Origin of the sequence: Ammoniphilus oxalaticus, assembly GCF_003609605.1 — a bacterium.
Taxonomy (GTDB): Bacteria; Bacillota; Bacilli; order Aneurinibacillales; family RAOX-1; genus Ammoniphilus; species Ammoniphilus oxalaticus.
This window is the reverse complement of sequence record NZ_MCHY01000001.1, coordinates 1-16,166: the sequence shown is the minus strand read 5'-3', so window position 1 is coordinate 16,166 and position 16,166 is coordinate 1. Positions and strand designations below refer to the sequence as shown.

Annotated in this window: 16 protein-coding genes, 6 tRNA genes and 1 riboswitch; of the genes, 3 read left to right on the top strand and 19 right to left on the bottom strand. The window is 43.6% G+C overall.

Annotation, left to right across the window (positions count from 1 at the left end):
* Positions 1-16: 16 nt before the first annotated feature.
* The 3 genes from BEP19_RS00110 to BEP19_RS00100 all read right to left on the bottom strand — a co-directional run bounded on the left by BEP19_RS00110 (position 17) and on the right by BEP19_RS00100 (position 3,271).
* Positions 17-970: an ABC transporter permease gene (locus tag BEP19_RS00110; RefSeq protein ID WP_120187835.1), complete on the bottom strand. Its 954-nt coding sequence runs from the start codon at positions 968-970 to the stop codon at positions 17-19.
* Between the two features lie 102 nt (positions 971-1,072).
* Positions 1,073-2,704, bottom strand: a complete 1,632-nt coding sequence (locus BEP19_RS00105; protein ID WP_120187834.1) for a peptide-binding protein — start codon at positions 2,702-2,704, stop codon at positions 1,073-1,075.
* Positions 2,705-3,040: 336 nt separating this feature from the next.
* Positions 3,041-3,271, bottom strand: a complete 231-nt coding sequence (locus BEP19_RS00100; protein WP_120187833.1) for a hypothetical protein — start codon at positions 3,269-3,271, stop codon at positions 3,041-3,043.
* Positions 3,272-3,410: 139 nt separating this feature from the next.
* Positions 3,411-3,593: riboswitch (yybP-ykoY riboswitch) on the top strand.
* Positions 3,594-3,612: 19 nt separating this feature from the next.
* On the opposite strand from BEP19_RS00100, the gene BEP19_RS00095 reads away from it, so the two are divergent.
* Positions 3,613-4,311, top strand: coding sequence for a TerC family protein (locus BEP19_RS00095; RefSeq protein WP_120187832.1), 699 nt, complete (start codon positions 3,613-3,615; stop codon positions 4,309-4,311).
* 81 nt (positions 4,312-4,392) lie between these two features.
* Here the strand turns inward: BEP19_RS00095 and BEP19_RS00090 are convergent, their stop codons facing one another.
* The gene (locus tag BEP19_RS00090; RefSeq protein WP_120187831.1) at positions 4,393-5,343 is read right to left on the bottom strand and encodes a carbamate kinase family protein; all 951 of its coding nucleotides are present in this window, start codon (positions 5,341-5,343) and stop codon (positions 4,393-4,395) included.
* A 230-nt stretch (positions 5,344-5,573) separates the two neighbouring features.
* Here BEP19_RS00090 and BEP19_RS00085 point away from each other — a divergent pair, with 230 nt between their 5' ends.
* The gene (locus BEP19_RS00085; protein ID WP_120187830.1) at positions 5,574-6,290 is read left to right on the top strand and encodes a S1C family serine protease; all 717 of its coding nucleotides are present in this window, start codon (positions 5,574-5,576) and stop codon (positions 6,288-6,290) included.
* A gap of 52 nt (positions 6,291-6,342) precedes the next feature.
* Here BEP19_RS00085 and BEP19_RS17425 read toward each other — a convergent pair whose 3' ends face one another.
* The 8 genes from BEP19_RS17425 to BEP19_RS00050 form a co-directional block, all read right to left on the bottom strand.
* Complete coding sequence (locus BEP19_RS17425) at positions 6,343-6,495, bottom strand: hypothetical protein (RefSeq protein ID WP_170145191.1); 153 nt, start codon at positions 6,493-6,495, stop codon at positions 6,343-6,345.
* A gap of 50 nt (positions 6,496-6,545) precedes the next feature.
* A complete protein-coding gene (locus BEP19_RS00080) occupies positions 6,546-6,956 on the bottom strand; it encodes a (deoxy)nucleoside triphosphate pyrophosphohydrolase (protein ID WP_120187829.1) in 411 nt (136 codons plus the stop codon).
* Positions 6,957-7,232: 276 nt separating this feature from the next.
* Positions 7,233-7,604 carry a molybdopterin-binding protein gene (locus tag BEP19_RS00075; protein ID WP_120187828.1) on the bottom strand — a complete coding sequence of 124 codons (372 nt, stop codon included), beginning with the start codon at positions 7,602-7,604 and terminating at the stop codon, positions 7,233-7,235.
* Positions 7,601-8,101 (bottom strand): molybdopterin adenylyltransferase, encoded by a 501-nt coding sequence (gene mog, locus BEP19_RS00070; RefSeq protein WP_120187827.1) that lies wholly within the window; start codon positions 8,099-8,101, stop codon positions 7,601-7,603. Before mog ends, BEP19_RS00075 begins: the two co-directional genes overlap by 4 nt.
* 21 nt (positions 8,102-8,122) lie before the next feature.
* Positions 8,123-8,611: a cyclic pyranopterin monophosphate synthase MoaC gene (gene moaC, locus BEP19_RS00065; protein ID WP_120187826.1), complete on the bottom strand. Its 489-nt coding sequence runs from the start codon at positions 8,609-8,611 to the stop codon at positions 8,123-8,125.
* Positions 8,612-8,807: 196 nt separating this feature from the next.
* Entirely contained in the window at positions 8,808-10,778 is a 1,971-nt protein-coding gene (locus tag BEP19_RS00060; protein WP_120187825.1) for a TRAP transporter permease, read from the bottom strand.
* Positions 10,779-10,785: 7 nt separating this feature from the next.
* Positions 10,786-11,292: a DUF1850 domain-containing protein gene (locus BEP19_RS00055; protein WP_120187824.1), complete on the bottom strand. Its 507-nt coding sequence runs from the start codon at positions 11,290-11,292 to the stop codon at positions 10,786-10,788.
* A 40-nt stretch (positions 11,293-11,332) separates the two neighbouring features.
* Positions 11,333-12,352 carry a TAXI family TRAP transporter solute-binding subunit gene (locus tag BEP19_RS00050; protein ID WP_245983161.1) on the bottom strand — a complete coding sequence of 340 codons (1,020 nt, stop codon included), beginning with the start codon at positions 12,350-12,352 and terminating at the stop codon, positions 11,333-11,335.
* 83 nt (positions 12,353-12,435) lie between these two features.
* Between BEP19_RS00050 and BEP19_RS00045 the strand changes: the two genes are divergently transcribed.
* Positions 12,436-12,900: a L,D-transpeptidase gene (locus BEP19_RS00045; protein ID WP_120187822.1), complete on the top strand. Its 465-nt coding sequence runs from the start codon at positions 12,436-12,438 to the stop codon at positions 12,898-12,900.
* Positions 12,901-12,941: 41 nt separating this feature from the next.
* Here the strand turns inward: BEP19_RS00045 and BEP19_RS00040 are convergent, their stop codons facing one another.
* The 7 genes from BEP19_RS00040 to BEP19_RS00010 all read right to left on the bottom strand — a co-directional run bounded on the left by BEP19_RS00040 (position 12,942) and on the right by BEP19_RS00010 (position 16,085).
* Entirely contained in the window at positions 12,942-15,329 is a 2,388-nt protein-coding gene (locus BEP19_RS00040; RefSeq protein ID WP_245983156.1) for a DNA translocase FtsK, read from the bottom strand.
* 175 nt (positions 15,330-15,504) lie between these two features.
* Positions 15,505-15,593, bottom strand: a tRNA-Ser gene (locus tag BEP19_RS00035).
* A gap of 54 nt (positions 15,594-15,647) precedes the next feature.
* Positions 15,648-15,721, bottom strand: a tRNA-Trp gene (locus BEP19_RS00030).
* Positions 15,722-15,725: 4 nt separating this feature from the next.
* Positions 15,726-15,801: transfer RNA gene (locus tag BEP19_RS00025), tRNA-Met, on the bottom strand.
* Between the two features lie 4 nt (positions 15,802-15,805).
* Positions 15,806-15,882: transfer RNA gene (locus BEP19_RS00020), tRNA-Met, on the bottom strand.
* A 29-nt stretch (positions 15,883-15,911) separates the two neighbouring features.
* Positions 15,912-16,002: transfer RNA gene (locus BEP19_RS00015), tRNA-Ser, on the bottom strand.
* Positions 16,003-16,010: 8 nt separating this feature from the next.
* Positions 16,011-16,085 (bottom strand) — tRNA-Asn (locus BEP19_RS00010).
* Between the last annotated feature and the right edge of the window lie 81 nt (positions 16,086-16,166).

Below are 16,166 nucleotides of genomic sequence, written 5' to 3'. Positions count from 1 at the left end.
GGCTATCCCCATTCTTCTATTTATATTCAATCCTCGGGTCTAGGGCGGCATACAAGATATCAGCTAATAGATTTCCAAGCACAACAAGGCAAGCAGAAATCATCGTGATTGCCATGATAATCGGATAGTCTCGCTGAAAGACAGCATCCAAAAACAACAATCCAATTCCCGGATACGCAAAGATTTTTTCGACGATGACCGCTCCTCCGAAAAAAGAAGGCAAGCTTAGCCCGAAGATGGTCACAATCGGAATGAGCCCATTGCGTAAACCGTGCTTATAAATAACGACCCATTCCCGCAACCCTTTCGCTCGCGCCGTGACCATGTAATTCTGTCCGAACACTTCAAGCATGCTCGACCGCGTATATCGAGTTAAGGCCGCCATATCCGCCGTTCCTAGCGTGATCGCGGGCAGGATCAGATGTTTAATGAAGTCCAAAATATGTCCTTGTCCCTCGATCATGCCAACCATGCCACCCGCGGGAAGTAGATTTAAATATACGGAAAAAACCATCATTAACATCATCCCAAGCCAAAAGTTCGGTGTAGCCAGTCCTAAAAAAGCGACGAAAGACGACGTATAATCAATCCACGTATTTTTGCGTTTGGCCGCTAAAATCCCAATCGGAATTGAAAAAGCCGCCGCAAATAAAAACGAACTCCCCATCAACAACATCGTTTGCGGCAAACGTTCCAAGATCAACTCCAAAACAGGTTGCTTGCGAATAAATGACACGCCCCAATCTCCCTGGGCAAACCGTGTCACCCAATGTACATATTGCAGCCAAGGCGGCTGATCTAAACCGAGATCTTTCATCATTCGTTCGCGATCCTCGGGTTTTACTTGCGGGTCCATCATCACGTCCGTTGGGCCGCCAGGAGCAAGATGCATCATAAAAAACGAGATCAAACTAATCCCAAATAATAGCGGGATCGCTTGCAACAACCGTCTAAAAAGATAGGCTAGCAATTTTCCCACGACTCCTTCACCACATTACTTGTCCCTTTTTATGTCTATGATCGGTTGGACAAGTTTAGAAGCGGGTTCATCGCGGACGAAAAAAGAGAAGCCTCATGATTGAGACTCCTCTTCCGATGGTCTGGAAAATCGCCAGTGATGAATATTGTAAAACGAAGCGGCGGGATGCGGAATAAACCCTTGTAATTGCGGGGGAAAAGCGGTAATCCCGTTTGAATAATATAGAAACGTGTATGGTTGTTCCTTCGCGATAATTTGTTGAAACTGATTTAAAATTTGTTTCCGTTCTTGTGGATCCAATGCCCGTGTATTCGCCTCTAACAAGCGATCCACTTCAGAATTATCGTAACTAATATAATTCAAACCGCGTTCACTTTCCGCGCTATGCCAAATCGCGGTCGGATCAGGATCGACCCCTAACGACCATCCTAATAAAACGGCGTCAAACTTTTTAGTATCCACATAATTGTGGATAAAAGCGCTCCATTCCATAAATTGCAGAGTCACATTCACGCCAATTTCTGCCCACTGTTGTTGGACGATCTGAGCAGTCATCTCACGAATCTTATTGCCTTGGTTCGTCAGCAAAACGAAAGTAAGTTTCTCCCCGTCTTTTTCTAAAATGCCATCACCATCTGTATCGATCCATCCCGCTTCTTTTAATAATTTCTTCGCCTTTTCAGGATCATACTCAAAAGTGGAAATGTCGTCGTTGTACGCCCAGCTAAGCGGAGAACCATGCGTATGAGCGACTTGTCCTTCTCCTTCTAAGACAACGTCCACTATTTTTTGCCGATCAATCGCATACGTTAAAGCTTGTCTAACACGAACATCCTGAAACTGAGATCGGTTCAAATTATAGCCAATGTATGTATAGGATAGGGATGGCGCTGAATGCAACTTCGTTTTCCCCTGTTTTTCAAATAAACGGCCGACCGTCAAATCGGTAGCGGGAATGCCCATCCAGTCGATCGCCCCCGATTGTAATTGAATCAATTGCGCATTTTGGTCGGGAACAATCCGAAAATAAAGGTACTCGATGCTTGGCGCTGCCTTGAAAAAATTAGGGTTCGCTTGCAGCTGAATATATTGTCCGTCTTTCCACTCGACAAAACGATAAGGACCGGTTCCGATCGGCTGTTTCGTGTTAAACGGATGTTCAGCCAATTGTTCGACAGGGACTTGTTCCAATTGGTGGGCGGGTAAAATCGCGAACGAACATACACTTAAAAAAGGGGCGTACGGCTCGCTTAATACAAATTGAACGGTGTGACGATCCACGGCGCGAATCGATTGAATCTTCTCAAAGTCAGAAGCCCGTGGCCCCGCATACTTTTGAGAGCGTGGTATATTGTATGAAAAAACGACATCACGGGCGGTCACTTCTTGTCCATCGTGAAATTGGACCCCTTTTTTCAAATGAAAAGTCCAACTATAACCGTCCTCTGACACTTCCCAACGCTCCGCAAGATCTGGAATCGGTTGTAATTGGTCGTCGTAAGTAATCAAGCCGTTAAACAACAACGCTTCCACCTGTCCGCTAGATGAATCCGCTGAAAAATACGGATTAAATAAAGTCGGTGACCCAATCGTTCCAATAATCAAGTGATTTTTAGTTTCCTTAGTTGAGCTTGTCAAAAATTTTTGCCCCACGCTGACTTGAACCAAAACAAACAAAAATACAATGAAAAATGTCGTTGGAAGCAGGATTCGAATTTGTTTCATCTCATTTCAACCTCCCTGCCCCCATTTTGCCCTTAATATAAAAAAACAAAACTAACCCTTTCAGGTCAGTTTTGTTCGTTTGTCCTCTTACGCGATTTTATAAAAACGGTAGTTAACAAAACAATCGGAATTGCCATCGATGCAATCAAACCAAACATCGTAATCGTTTGAGACCCCATTAAAAACCCTCCCCCTGTTTTTAACATTAATTAGATTAAAACACAGCTAGAACAATCAAGTACAGTATTCAATGGGAAGTGTCGTTTATTTGTCACAAAATTTAAAAAGATCTCAGCGGCCTTCCCATCACCCGCGAGATCTTCTATAAAAGTTCGATTAATATTTTGCGTTGACACGCTCACAGTCTGGACAAGTCGCAATTTTCCCCATATTTCCATACTGGTCTTCGACTTGGTATCCTTTTAACGATTCGGAATCGCAATATAAACATTCAAACTGAAAATCCATGTGATGACTTGCTCTCCATGCGTAAGGTTTAAACGTTTGTCCGATCGAAATTTGAAAAATAGGAGTCTCTTCATCCCCAATTTGATTCACTTGTTCCATCTTTAAACCCTCCTGTTTCTGTTGCTGTTCCCATTATTTCCAAGAGGTCTCTAAACTAAACCAATTTTCTAAAAATAGATACATATGATTCTACTTGACGTTTCGTTCATGGTAGTATAATATTTATCTAACAAATCAATACCCTCACAAAGGGGAGTAGCTGTCAGGGATTTTAAAAACACCCTGAAACAAAGTCGTCATTACGTGGTTTTCTTCCACCGGCTTTGTTGGTACATATGAATGACGTGCTTAGCAAGACCTTTGCCTTCTTATCTTTGATAAGGGCAGGGGTCTTTTTTGTTTTTTAACAGCAACAAGCATTGAAAAAGGGAGGGAAAAAAATGATTTTTGAAGCAGAATTTTGGATGAGCCTAGCAACGATTATTATGATTGATATCGTGTTGGCTGGGGATAACGCGGTCGTGATTGCCTTAGCGAGTCGCAATCTTCCGCTCCAACAGCGGAATAAAGCAATTTTATGGGGAACGTTCGGGGCAATCATTGTGCGAATTTTAATGACACTTGGCGCAGTTTGGCTATTACGGATTCCATTTCTCCAAGCGATCGGTGGATTGCTATTGCTCATTGTTGCGATTAAATTATTAAAAAGTGGCGATGATTCCGAAAATATTAAAGCAGAAACGGGTTTGATGCAGGCGATTCGGACAATTATTATTGCTGACATCATTATGGGTGTCGATAACGTGCTGGCAATTGCCGGGGCTTCTCAAGGTAATATGTTGCTTGTCGTGATCGGTTTAGCAATTAGTATTCCAATTGTTGTCTGGGGCAGTAAATGGATTGTCACACTGATGGACCGTTTTCCGGTGATCGTCCAGATTGGAGCTCTCATTTTAGCTTGGACTTCGGGGACAATGATTGTTCACGATCAAATGGTCGGGGAACTTGCGCTTGCCCAGTGGGGCTGGTTGTCTTGGGTGATTCACGCATTCACGCTTGGTCTCGTATTATTATTCATTTTTTTTCAACAAAGGGCAAAACGAGCCCAAATAAAACCTGATGTTCAAAATGTTGTCTAGTCACTCGATTAACGTTGTCTAAATCAGCGCAACGGGGCTGTCATGTTTGACACCCCGTTGTGATAGACTACGCGCGTTCAGCTATAATTTAACGATATGGGTCCCCGCTAACTCATTAACCGCGTTTTTTAAACTTTGCGGGTTCGTAATAATCACTTTCGTGCCACTTTTCTTCAAAAAGTTTAAACTCGCCTCAATTTTAGGCAACATGCTCCCATTTAAAAAATGTCTCTCCATTAAGTATCGTTTCGTTTCTTCCACTGTAATCCGATCCAACGACATTTGATTCGGCTTTCCAAAATTAATGCATACTTTTGGAACCCCTGTCGTCATAATTAAAATATCCGCTTCAATTTTTTCCGCGAGCAAACTCGTCGCATAATCTTTATCTATTACCGCGTCAATTCCCGCATACGTGTTGGCGTCTGATTTAACGACTGGAATCCCGCCGCCGCCGACCGCGATCACCACATATCCGTCATGGATTAATGATTTAATCGCATCTTTCTCTAAAATGCGAATCGGTTTCGGGGAAGGCACCACCCTTCTATACCCACGGCCCGAATCTTCAATCATCGTCCATTCTGGGTAATCCTCCATTAGTTGCTCCGCTTGTTGCTTTGTATAAAAAGACCCGACCGGCTTCGTTGGATTTTGAAACCCTGGATCATTGCTGCACACTTCCACTTGCGTAATCACTGTAACAACTTTTTTGTTAACGCCTCTGTGAATAAATTCATTCATTAATGCCTGTTGGATTTGGTACCCAATCCCGCCTTGCGTGTCTGCAACACAATTGACAAGGGGCGAAACGGACAAACCCGCGACATCATGAGCAATTTCCGATCGTCGCAAAGCAAAGCCGACTTGCGGCCCGTTTCCATAAGTAACGACCACCTCACAACCCTCTTGAACCATATCCGCTATATTCGAGGCAATGATACATACCGCTTCATATTGAGCCTGAACAGAAAAGTTATTATCCTTTACTAACGAGTTCCCGCCTATTGCCACAACGGCTAGCTTTCCCATGTCATATCCCCACTCTTATTTCTAAATGATCTCCTTATATTTTCGCTTACTTTCTCCAAACCTTCAACAGCTTATTGTGTAATTTCCAGAAAATAAATCAAACCTCAACTTTCCGCTCGGTACATTCGCGGATATTATCGCTTTTATAAGGCAACCGTTCATGTTATTCATATATTGAGTTAAGAACCTGTCGTCACGTAACCAACCGAAGATGAAGGAGGGTTCATCAGGTGAGACGGAAACCCGTATATTCCACTCGATTTCGATCAAAAACAGCCGCTTGTAATCACCCAGGAAATTACTTCGTTCCCATCGTGGAAAAAGCAAAACATAGTGTGATTTCCATCGAAACGAAAGATAAGGCAACGAATAGACAAAGTGAATTTTTGTTCTCTTTTTTATTACCGAACAGCGATCAAAACACGAGCGCGACGAGAAGTTTTGGAACAGGATTTATTACCCATCCAAACGGCTACATCCTGACAAGCGAGCACGTGGTGAGTCAAGCGAAAGAAATTATGGTGAAATTATATAGCGGCGAACAACGTACCGCAAAAATTGTTTGGTCGGATCCAAAAAGAGACCTCGCTGTTTTACAAATCCCTACCCGACGTCCTTTACCACCTTTGCCTATTGGTAGCTCAGAAGAAAGCAAAGTTGGCGAGTTTGTCATTTCCGTCGGCAATCCAATGGGACTTGAACACTCTGTTACGAAAGGAATCATTAGCGCCAAAAATCGGCCCGTGCGCATCTCAAGCAAATTATACGAAGACATTATCCAAACCGATTGCGCGATCAATCCTGGAAATAGCGGAGGACCGCTCATCAACTTAAACGGTGAAGTAGTTGGTATGAATGCCTTTATTATAAAAAATAATCAAGGTTTAGGGTTTGCCGTAGGCATTGACAGTATTAAACAGCGAGTCGGGAAGTTTTTAGGAAAGTAAAAAACTGCTGACAACATAGCCAGCAGTTTTTTACTCTGTAATGAGAAGATGCTTACTCATCGTGGGCTTTTCGAAAAGCAATCAAATAAACAGGATCATCCACATCCTTATTGCTGAGGCTCGCTTCTGCCTGTTGAACAATACTCAATTGTTCTGATGTTAAATCGGCTAAAGGGACTTCATCAAGATAATTGTATTTCGACATAACTACACTTCCCTCCCGTTTATTGATGCTTTTCAAGATTAGTTTCTCAATTATGACAACGAATTATGTTGCTTACTCGCTAAAACTTTTTGTACTGTGGGAATATCAGCGGGGGCCCAATCTAATTTGAGCAGATTGTCGAGGGAAACCCAATCGAGTTGCTCATGTTCCTTGGCGATCGGCGCTCGATCAAACTGCGTAACCCAATACGTATGAAGACGCACTCGGACATCTTCATAGTCATGCGTGATTGAAACGATCGGTTCGCCCACGTCGATCACACAACCTAGTTCTTCCTTGATCTCCCTTTTTAAAGCTTGTTTATGATCTTCGCCTGGCTCTACCTTTCCCCCTGGGAACTCCCATAACCCAGCTAATGACATCTTTGGTCCCCGTAAGGCGCAAAGAAAACCTCGTTCTCGCTCATAAATGACCGCGGCGACAACTTCTATTTCCTTCAAGTCGACTCCTCCCTTCATTCATCATTGACAAGGCTGTTTTGGTTCCCAATTACCCCTTCCAAGAATAGGCTACTATAAGCGTAGTATCGAAGGAAGGGAGATTGACATGAGTTTTTTTGAAGACTATAGCGGTTGGATCATCGTCGCCATCGTCGTGTTATTGATCCTATTCTTTTTTCAAGATGATGAATATAGTGGCGGTTTTTTTGATTAATAACACTAACATAAAAAACAGAGGAGCCGATTTCGGTCTCCTCTTCCTTGCCATTTGCATCCTTATGCCTGTTCCAATTGAATTTGGATGACGGATTTCACATTGAGGCAGTCACTTCTGCCATCAGGCACGTACAGACGAGCCCCGGCATTCATCGGTTCTCCATTCTGTTTAAACACAAAAAACGCTTGGTCCAGTTCTTCCTTGCTTGCCTTTTGTTTAAAACCATCTTCCGCAGTAAATACTGCCCGTGAAAATCCTTCTAACAGAGCATGCTGGCGTAAAATATCTTTTACATAAACCGCTTCCGCCTGTTTGCCTGGAACATATTCCTCTACAGGAATGGTCGCATCTTTCCAACGCTCCAGATCATCATATGAAACGGATAAGGCTTGTCCATCAACCGTTTCAATCTGCAATTGCCAGTGACTCATTTAGTTACGCCTCCTTCGTGCTCCGTATTGCCTCTTAAAATTTGTAAAGCATGGGGCAACACATCTTGTATCGATTCAAAACATTCCCGAACACCTTTCGGACTACCGGGCAAATTGATGATCAGTGTATTGCCGCGAATACCGGAAGTCGCCCGCGATAAGATGGCGAATTTCGTATGGACGAGCGTAGCTGCCCGCATTCGTTCCGCTAAGCCTGGGGCTTCCTTATCGATCACTGCTTTCGTCGCTTCAGGGGTTACGTCGCGCGCGGCAAAGCCTGTCCCGCCTGTCGTGAGAATCAACTCACAGTGACGCTGATCGCTAAGTTCGATCATCTTTTGTTCAATCAGTGGCTGTTCATCTGGAATAATCTCATACGCAGTAATTTGTCCGTTAATTCCCTGAACAAGCTCCTGAAGAACTACTCCACTTTGATCCTCGCGTTCCCCTCGACTCCCTTTGTCGCTGATCGTTAAAACGCCTACTTTCCACTCCACTCCATTCCACCTCCGCTCTACTTACGATTCCATTGATTCACGAGAGAAATCGCCACTTTTACCGCCTGTTTTCGTAACGAGATAAGTCGGTCCGATCACCATCGCTTTATCCATCGCCTTGCACATATCATAAATCGTTAGAGCAACGGCGCTTGCAGCCGTTAAGGCCTCCATCTCTACACCGGTCACCCCCGTTGTTTTAACCGTCGCCTCTATCAACACGGTATCTTCAGAAGAATCATCAAATTGAATGTCAACACCTGTGATCGGAATCGGATGACACATCGGGATGATTTCCGCCGTCTTCTTAGCCGCCATAATTCCGGCCACCTGAGCGACAGATAATACGTCCCCCTTGCTAATTTTACCTTCTTTAATGCGACTCATCGTCTCTTTGCTCATTACAACCTTACTAAAAGCGACCGCTTCACGCTTGGTCACCGCTTTTTCAGATACGTCGACCATTTTCGCTCTATTTTGTTCATTAAAATGCGTTAATTGTTCATCCATTGCTTTTCCTCCAGCTCAATAGGTTCTGTTACTAGTATAACAAATATAAGTCTTAAGCATGAAAAAATACTGTTGATTTTATCCATATCAAGCAAGCTCTTAATGATCATTGAAGGTCGGAAAATCACCATTAAAAAAGTGGCGCGCCAAGGTTAGCTGACGAGCCACTTTTTTCTTAATGCTATCTTGTAAACTTTTAATCAATTAAAGGCGTATCTAATGGCTTGTTATTATTTCTAGCGCGGATCACCTGCAAAACAAAAATAATCGCAAGTGAACCCATGCCAATCGTGTCAGATGTCCAACCCGGGATAATTAATAGCAGTCCCGCGCCAGCAGCCCAAATTCGTTCCCACCAATAAACGGGGGCTAACCAATAACCAATTAACCCTGCGCTGATTCCTAGCATTCCGATGATCGCTGTCAAGATAACAAAACTCGCTTCAAAGAACGTCGCGTCAATCAGCAAGATTTGCGGTGACAAGACGAAAATGTAAGGAATAATAAAAGCGGCAATTGCTAATTTGGTTGAATTCACTCCCGTTTTCATCGCTGCGCCCCCAGCGATTCCGGAAGCCGCAAATGCCGCTAATGCAACGGGCGGCGTAATATCGGCCACGATCCCAAAATAGAACGTAAACATGTGAGCCGACAATACGGGCGCTCCCATGGCAATAATCGCTGGAGCTGCGATCGTCGATGTAATAATATAGTTGGCTGTTGTCGGGGTCCCCATCCCAAGTAAAATCGATGAAATCATCGTGAAAAATAACATGAGTAAGGGAACTCCTCCAGCAAATCCAATCAAACCGTTAGCAAATTTTAGTCCAACCCCTGTCAACGTAACAACGCCGACAATCATGCCCGCTGTCGCTGTCGCCGCGGCAACACCGAGCGCAGCTCTCGCTCCAGCCTCTAGGGCGCGGAAAACACCTGGAAGGGTCATCCGCGTCTCTTTACGGAACATGCTGACAATGATCGTCATCACAATTCCTTTTAAAGCGGCGCGCATGGGCGAGTCACCCAGCATTAGAAAAGTAATAATAGCGATGATTGGCAACAACAAATAGGAATGTTTCCAAACATTTTTCCGATCAGGCATCTCCTCTTCTGTCAACCCGCGCAAACCAATTCGCTTCGCCTCAAAATGGACCATGATCCAAATACCGGTAAAGTAAAGAATAGCGGGAATCGCGGCTGCCTTCGCAATTTCCCAATAAGGCACCCCTGTAAATTCCGCCATTAAGAAAGCAGCGGCTCCCATGATTGGCGGCATAATCTGTCCGCCTGTCGAAGCTGCCGCTTCAACCGCGCCGGCAAATTCGGGTCGATAACCGAGTCGCCTCATCATTGGGATCGTAAACGACCCTGAAGTAACGACGTTTGCGACAGAACTTCCGCTGATCGTCCCTTGCAACGCGCTCGAGAAAACAGCTACTTTCGCAGGTCCGCCAATTCTTTTTCCCGCCAGCGTCAAAGCTAAATCATTAAAATAAGCGCCGACGCCCGTTCGTTCAAGAAACGCCCCGAATAACAAGAACAAGAAAATAAACGTCGCGGAAACACTGAGTGGTGTCCCCAGAATTCCTTCAAGTGAGAAATACATATGACTGATCAGTCTCTTCAAAGAAACGCCACGGTGGTGCAGAAAACCAGGCATATGGTTCCCGTACAAAGCATACAGCATAAACAGAGTCGCTATAATCACAATCGGAACCCCAACAACTCTTCTCGTTGCTTCCAAAACTAACACAATTACCAAACCGCCAAAGAAAATATCCGTCTGATTATAATTTCCTGTTCGGGTAATTAATTGATCAAAATTAAATACCCAATATAAACTGCTAGACACCGCAATTAGCGCTAATAAACCGTCATACCAAGCGATTTTGGAGCGATGTCCTCTACCTGTTGCGGGGTATAATAAGTAAATGAGACCTAATGCAAATGCCAGGTGAATCGTACGATGGATTTGGGCAGGAGGCGGAGGAAGTATAGATGCATATAACTGGTAAATTGAAAAAGCGACGGCAAGGAGAGCGACAAACCAGCCCATTTTCCCTTTTAAATCGCGATAAGCTGATTCCTTGTCGTATTTGGATAACAGCTCTCTTACTTGCTCATCAGGCATGCTTTTTTCACTGATGATCTTTTTTTCGTCTGTCATTTAAGCATTATGCCCCCTTCCATAGCGTCAAAAAGGATACTTTTTTTGTTTCAAGGCGCGCCCAATTCCCAGGTGGGTTTAGCCTCGTCATCGGAATCCAATTATCCCTAATCCCCAATTGATGATTTGCGACACCTGGAGCTATCGCTAAATCAAGATGGGGTAGCTTTCGATTAATATTGCTAATTTTGTACTTTCCATCCTCTATCATAAAGGTTTGTCCTGGTTCAGCCGCGGATGGATTCCCCACTCCAAGTGATTCATAAGTGACCTGATCAAGAACCATATGCAGCTCGCTATCGATATAATATTCTTCATAGACAGGTGTCTTATGAATCGAATGGATAAATTGAATCGCAAAACGCTCCTCTATTTCAATGGGTGATACATAGATTAATCTTCCTGTCTTACCATCTGTAACTGTCAACGCGACTTGATTCGGCCAAACAGTCACTGCAATAGCAACAATAAACAAAATTACAATAGGAAAAATCAGTTTATATTTATGCTTCATTATAAAAATGCGGGGAGGCGTTTACCTCCCCACCCTTTCACTACTTAATCCCTTTTTCCTCAAAATACTTGGCCGCGCCAGGATGAACATCTAAACTCACACCTTCTAGGGCTTGCTCAAGGGTAATTTCCTCAGCCTTTTGGTGGTTTCCTTGCTTATACGCATCTAAATTGTCAAAAAGAGTTTTCGTCAAATCATAGACCAACGCCTCATCAAGTTCCGCTCGAACAACAAGTTGAGCTTTTACAGCCACGGTTTTGATATCCTGATCAAATCCAGAGTAAGTCCCAGCTGCTATCGCTTGTTCAGTGTAATATGGATATTTTTCGATTAACTCCGCGATGTGTTCATCGTCTAAACCGATTACACGAACCCCTTTTGTCGCGGCAAGCTCATTTACAGCAGCTGTTGGTGTTCCAGCCGTAACAAAAGCCGCCTCCACCGTTCCATCTTGGATATGACTGGTTGATTCGCCAAAGCTTAACCGTTCCGCTTTGCCCAGATCATCAAACGTAAGACCATAAACTTCTAATAATTGCTCAGCATTTGCTTCTGTTCCACTGCCTGGCTCACCAACGGAAACGTGCTTACCTTTTAAGTCTGCAACCGTTTGAATGGAGCTATTTTCAGGGACAATAATTTGTACCGTTTCGTTATATAAAGAAGCAATCGCTTGGATATTATCTATTGCTCCGCCTTCTTCGAACATGATTGTTCCTTTGGTAGCGTAATCAGCAATATCCCCTTGTGTAAAAGCCAGATCGACTTCCCCATCTTTAAGTAAACGCATATTAGCAACAGACGCTGCTGTTACTTGAGCGGATGCCGGGATCACATGATCTTGAAAAAGTTGAGCCATACTGCCACCCAATGGGTAATATGTACCAGAACTTCCTCCAGTCGCAATAATTAAGGATTCTAGTTTCTCTCCTGCTCCATCATTTGTTTCACCTGACGGTTGACCCGCATTATTTCCGCCTCCACCGCAAGCTACTGCAAATAAAGAGAAGACAATTGTTAATACTAACATTGTAACTAAACTTTTTTTGCGCTTATTCACTTTCATACCCCCTGCTTCTTTTTTTAGTAATCAGTAGAATTTTACTATACTTTGAAACTTTAATCAATCACGGAGGGAACTGTATGAGATGGAAATTAATTAACCTTATCTTACTCGTAATTACTTTGTTTTCCTTTGTAAACGGCTCCCAAGCTACCGAAGATCAAGTCCACATTGTTGTTTCAAAATCTAAACATACATTAGAAATTATGCTGAATAATCATCCTGTCTACTCTTTTGAAGTCGCGACGGGAGCGACTCCAGAAAAAACGCCAGAGGGAGTTTATTCCATTATTAAAAAAGTAAAAAACCCCTGGTATCTTCCGAAAGATATTCCAGGGGGCGATCCAAACAACCCGCTCGGTTCGCGATGGATCGGGATCGATGTTCCAAATACAGATGGCTACAAATATGGGATCCATGGCACAAACAATCCCGAATCAATCGGTCAAAGTGTGAGTCAAGGATGCGTTAGGATGCAAAATGAGGACGTTGAATGGCTATTCCGACACATACCCATCGGCACAAAAGTGGTCATCCAGCCTTAAGCGCTCATTCATTCCATTCATTGAATTGAAACAACAATACTTTAGGTAAATACTTGTTCATATTGTTCCATCGTAATCAAAACATCGCGTGGTCTGCTGCCTGATTGTCCGCTGACAAAACCTTCTGCTTCCATAAGGTCAATTAATCTGGCGGCTCGATTGTAGCCAATCCGGAATCTTCGTTGCAAAGAGGAAGACGATGCTTGACCTTGTTCAATCGTAAACAACAACGCTTCCTCAAACAGTTCGTCTTCAAAATCTTCGACACTGTTCGCGCTGCGATTAAGTTCTTCCTTATCGATTAAATAGTTCACTTGATGCGTTGATTTCACATGATCAACAACCTGTTCTATTTCTTCATCAGAAACGAAGTTTCCTTGTAAGCGGATCGGTTTTGCTTGCCCACTTGGATAATATAGCATATCCCCCTTACCTAACAATCGCTCCGCTCCACCCATGTCCAAGATTGTTCTTGAATCGGCTTGGGAAGAGACGGCGAAAGCAATACGTGTTGGAATATTTGCCTTGATTAAACCTGTAATCACGTCTACAGAAGGACGTTGTGTCGCAACCAGTAAGTGAATCCCGCAAGCGCGCGCCTTTTGGGCAATTCGACAAATCGCTTCTTCAACATCATGGGGCGAAACCATCATCAAATCGGCTAACTCATCGATCACGATCAAAATATAAGGCATTTTCTCCCGTTGCTGTTGCTCCGCTTGAACATTATAACGAGCAATATCGCGAGCTCCCGCTTCTGCAAATTTTTCATATCTTTGTTCCATTTCTTCCACTGCCCACTTTAATGCAGCCGTCGCTTGTTTGGGATCCGTAACGACTGGGGTTAGCAAATGAGGGATATGATTATACGGCGCGAGTTCCACGACCTTTGGATCAATCAGAATTAAACGAACGTCGGAAGGATTCGCCTTATAAAGCAGACTGACGAGTATCGAGTTAATACAAACACTTTTACCTGATCCCGTTGAACCAGCAATCAACCCGTGCGGCATCTTTCGTAAATCACCAATAATTGCTTTTCCGCCGATATCACGACCTAATGCAACCGCTAAGGGTGATTCATGACTCTGAAATTCCTCAGATTCTAAAAACGAACGAATAAATACAGGCGAGCTCTGTTCATTTGGCACTTCTATACCAATTGCTGATCGTCCTGGAATCGGAGCTTCCATACGGATATCTTTGGCTGCTAAAGCTAGCTTAATATCGTCAATTAAATTTGTAAATTTGTTTACTTTCACACCTAAGCCAGGTTGAAGTTCAAAACGCGTCACTGTTGGACCTTTGGCTACTCCAACGACTTGAGCATTAACATTGAAACTTTCCAGGGCAACGGTCAATTTTTCAATTTGGTCATCAAGATACTCTTGATCATCGTCTAGTTGAATCGGTTCCATATTTAAAAAATCAAAGCTCGGATATTCATAAGGCGTTCGCTCAATAGAATCTGGATTCCATTTTGAAATCGCAGTTGCTTGCCTATTGTTTGTTTCTTCCTTATTAATTGGGTTTGTCGGTTGAATCGCATTTTGCTGATCTTGTAAAATCTCATCTTGTTGAACAATTGATTCCTTTTTTGGAAAAGTGATAACTTCCGCAAGTTTCGTGACCGATGGTACGACTTCTTCTTCAACCGCCTTTTCATATTTAATATCAGATGATTCTAATACCGCGAAATCATTCGATAATTCATCCGCTGATACCTCTATGTTCTTATCCGTTTTGAATAATGATTCAGTCGGAATAGATGAGGACTGCGATTCCTCTACAGGCTTTGTTTCTGGCTCATCAACGAACATAATCGATAAAGAGGACCTTCCTTCAGATGGTTCAAAAGAAGGTTCTAATAAGGGTCCCCACGCTTGTTGCGAAGATTCAGTTGAATCCACCTGGATCTCATCAGTTACAGGGCGCCGTTCCTTTACATCCGTTAATATTTGATTAGGTAAAACATCGTCCCTTTGTTGTTGTTCTGATATCCCCCTTAGTTCAGTTTCAGGACGGTTTGCCCCATACACGGGCGAAAAGAATTTAGATGGCCTGAACGGCTCTTTTTGATCATTCTTAACGAAACTCGTAGCGTCTTCATCTTGTTGATGATGACTTACTTCAGTCAACCGCTGTTCGCGACGTAACTGCTGCTTATGTTTATCTGGAGTCGTATTAACATGAATCGTTTCCCACGTCTGCGGACGCGTCTCTCTTTCATCAGGAATAAGGGGAAATCTAAATTCAACCGCATCATCTTTCACTCTAGGATAAATCGTCTTGGTTCTAACTTCCGCCTCTGTCCTCGGTTCAGTACGAGTTATGTAATCGAACTCCTCAATTTTACTTTGTTCAACTAAATCCGAGGATTTATCTGAACCTAGCAGTAAGTTCACCAACTTTTGAAATATCGTTCTCACGTTCACTCACTTCCTTTAAGAATCAATAAACCAACTATGGGCTAAAACCAACGCTTCCCTATCTACCTATGATAGCAAACGTTTGTAAATACAGAAACTAGATTTAGCGAACCTTTCGAAAATTAATAAATAAAATAAAAAAAATCGCTCTAGGCGATTTTGTTTAAAATATGTATGGCGGAGGGAGAGGGATTCGAACCCCCGTGGGCTTGCGCCCTAACGGTTTTCAAGACCGCCCCGTTATGACCACTTCGGTATCCCTCCCAAGCAAGAAGACTACTCTCTAAAGTGTGACTCATGCGCATTATTAAAGAATCATGGCAGGGACAGTAGGAATCGAACCCACACTAGAGGTTTTGGAGACCTCTGTTCTACCGTTAAACTATGTCCCTAAATTGGTTGCGGGAGCAGGACTTGAACCTGCGACCTTCGGATTATGAGCCCGACGAGCTGCCAACTGCTCCATCCCGCGTTCATGGTAGCGGCGGAGGGACTTGAACCCCCGACTTTACGGGTATGAACCGTACGCTCTAGCCAGCTGAGCTACACCGCCATTTCCTTTAATTATACGTTTAATACTGGTGGCGGAGAGTGAGGGATTTGAACCCTCGCAGCAGTTGCCCACTCTAACGGTTTAGCAAACCGTCCCCTTCAGCCTCTTGGGTAACTCTCCAAATAAACTGGCTCCTCAGGACGGACTCGAACCGCCAACCTACCGGTTAACAGCCGGTTGCTCCACCATTGAGCTACTGAGGAATATTAAATTGGTGGAGCTTAGCGGGATCGAACCGCTGACCTCTACACTGCCAGTGTAGCGCTCTCCCAGCTGAGCTAAAG

Excerpts from the sequence above, each read along its gene's own strand:
- BEP19_RS00105 (WP_120187834.1), bottom strand. The coding sequence starts at position 2,704 with ATGAAACAAATTCGAATCCTGCTTCCAACGACATTTTTCATTGTATTT.
- BEP19_RS00100 (WP_120187833.1), bottom strand. The coding sequence starts at position 3,271 with ATGGAACAAGTGAATCAAATTGGGGATGAAGAGACTCCTATTTTTCAA.
- BEP19_RS00095 (WP_120187832.1), top strand. The coding sequence starts at position 3,613 with ATGATTTTTGAAGCAGAATTTTGGATGAGCCTAGCAACGATTATTATG.
- BEP19_RS00090 (WP_120187831.1), bottom strand. The coding sequence starts at position 5,343 with ATGGGAAAGCTAGCCGTTGTGGCAATAGGCGGGAACTCGTTAGTAAAG.
- BEP19_RS17425 (WP_170145191.1), bottom strand. The coding sequence starts at position 6,495 with ATGTCGAAATACAATTATCTTGATGAAGTCCCTTTAGCCGATTTAACA.
- BEP19_RS00075 (WP_120187828.1), bottom strand. The coding sequence starts at position 7,604 with ATGAGTCACTGGCAATTGCAGATTGAAACGGTTGATGGACAAGCCTTA.
- moaC (WP_120187826.1), bottom strand. The coding sequence starts at position 8,611 with ATGGATGAACAATTAACGCATTTTAATGAACAAAATAGAGCGAAAATG.
- BEP19_RS00060 (WP_120187825.1), bottom strand. The coding sequence starts at position 10,778 with ATGACAGACGAAAAAAAGATCATCAGTGAAAAAAGCATGCCTGATGAG.
- BEP19_RS00055 (WP_120187824.1), bottom strand. The coding sequence starts at position 11,292 with ATGAAGCATAAATATAAACTGATTTTTCCTATTGTAATTTTGTTTATT.
- BEP19_RS00045 (WP_120187822.1), top strand. The coding sequence starts at position 12,436 with ATGAGATGGAAATTAATTAACCTTATCTTACTCGTAATTACTTTGTTT.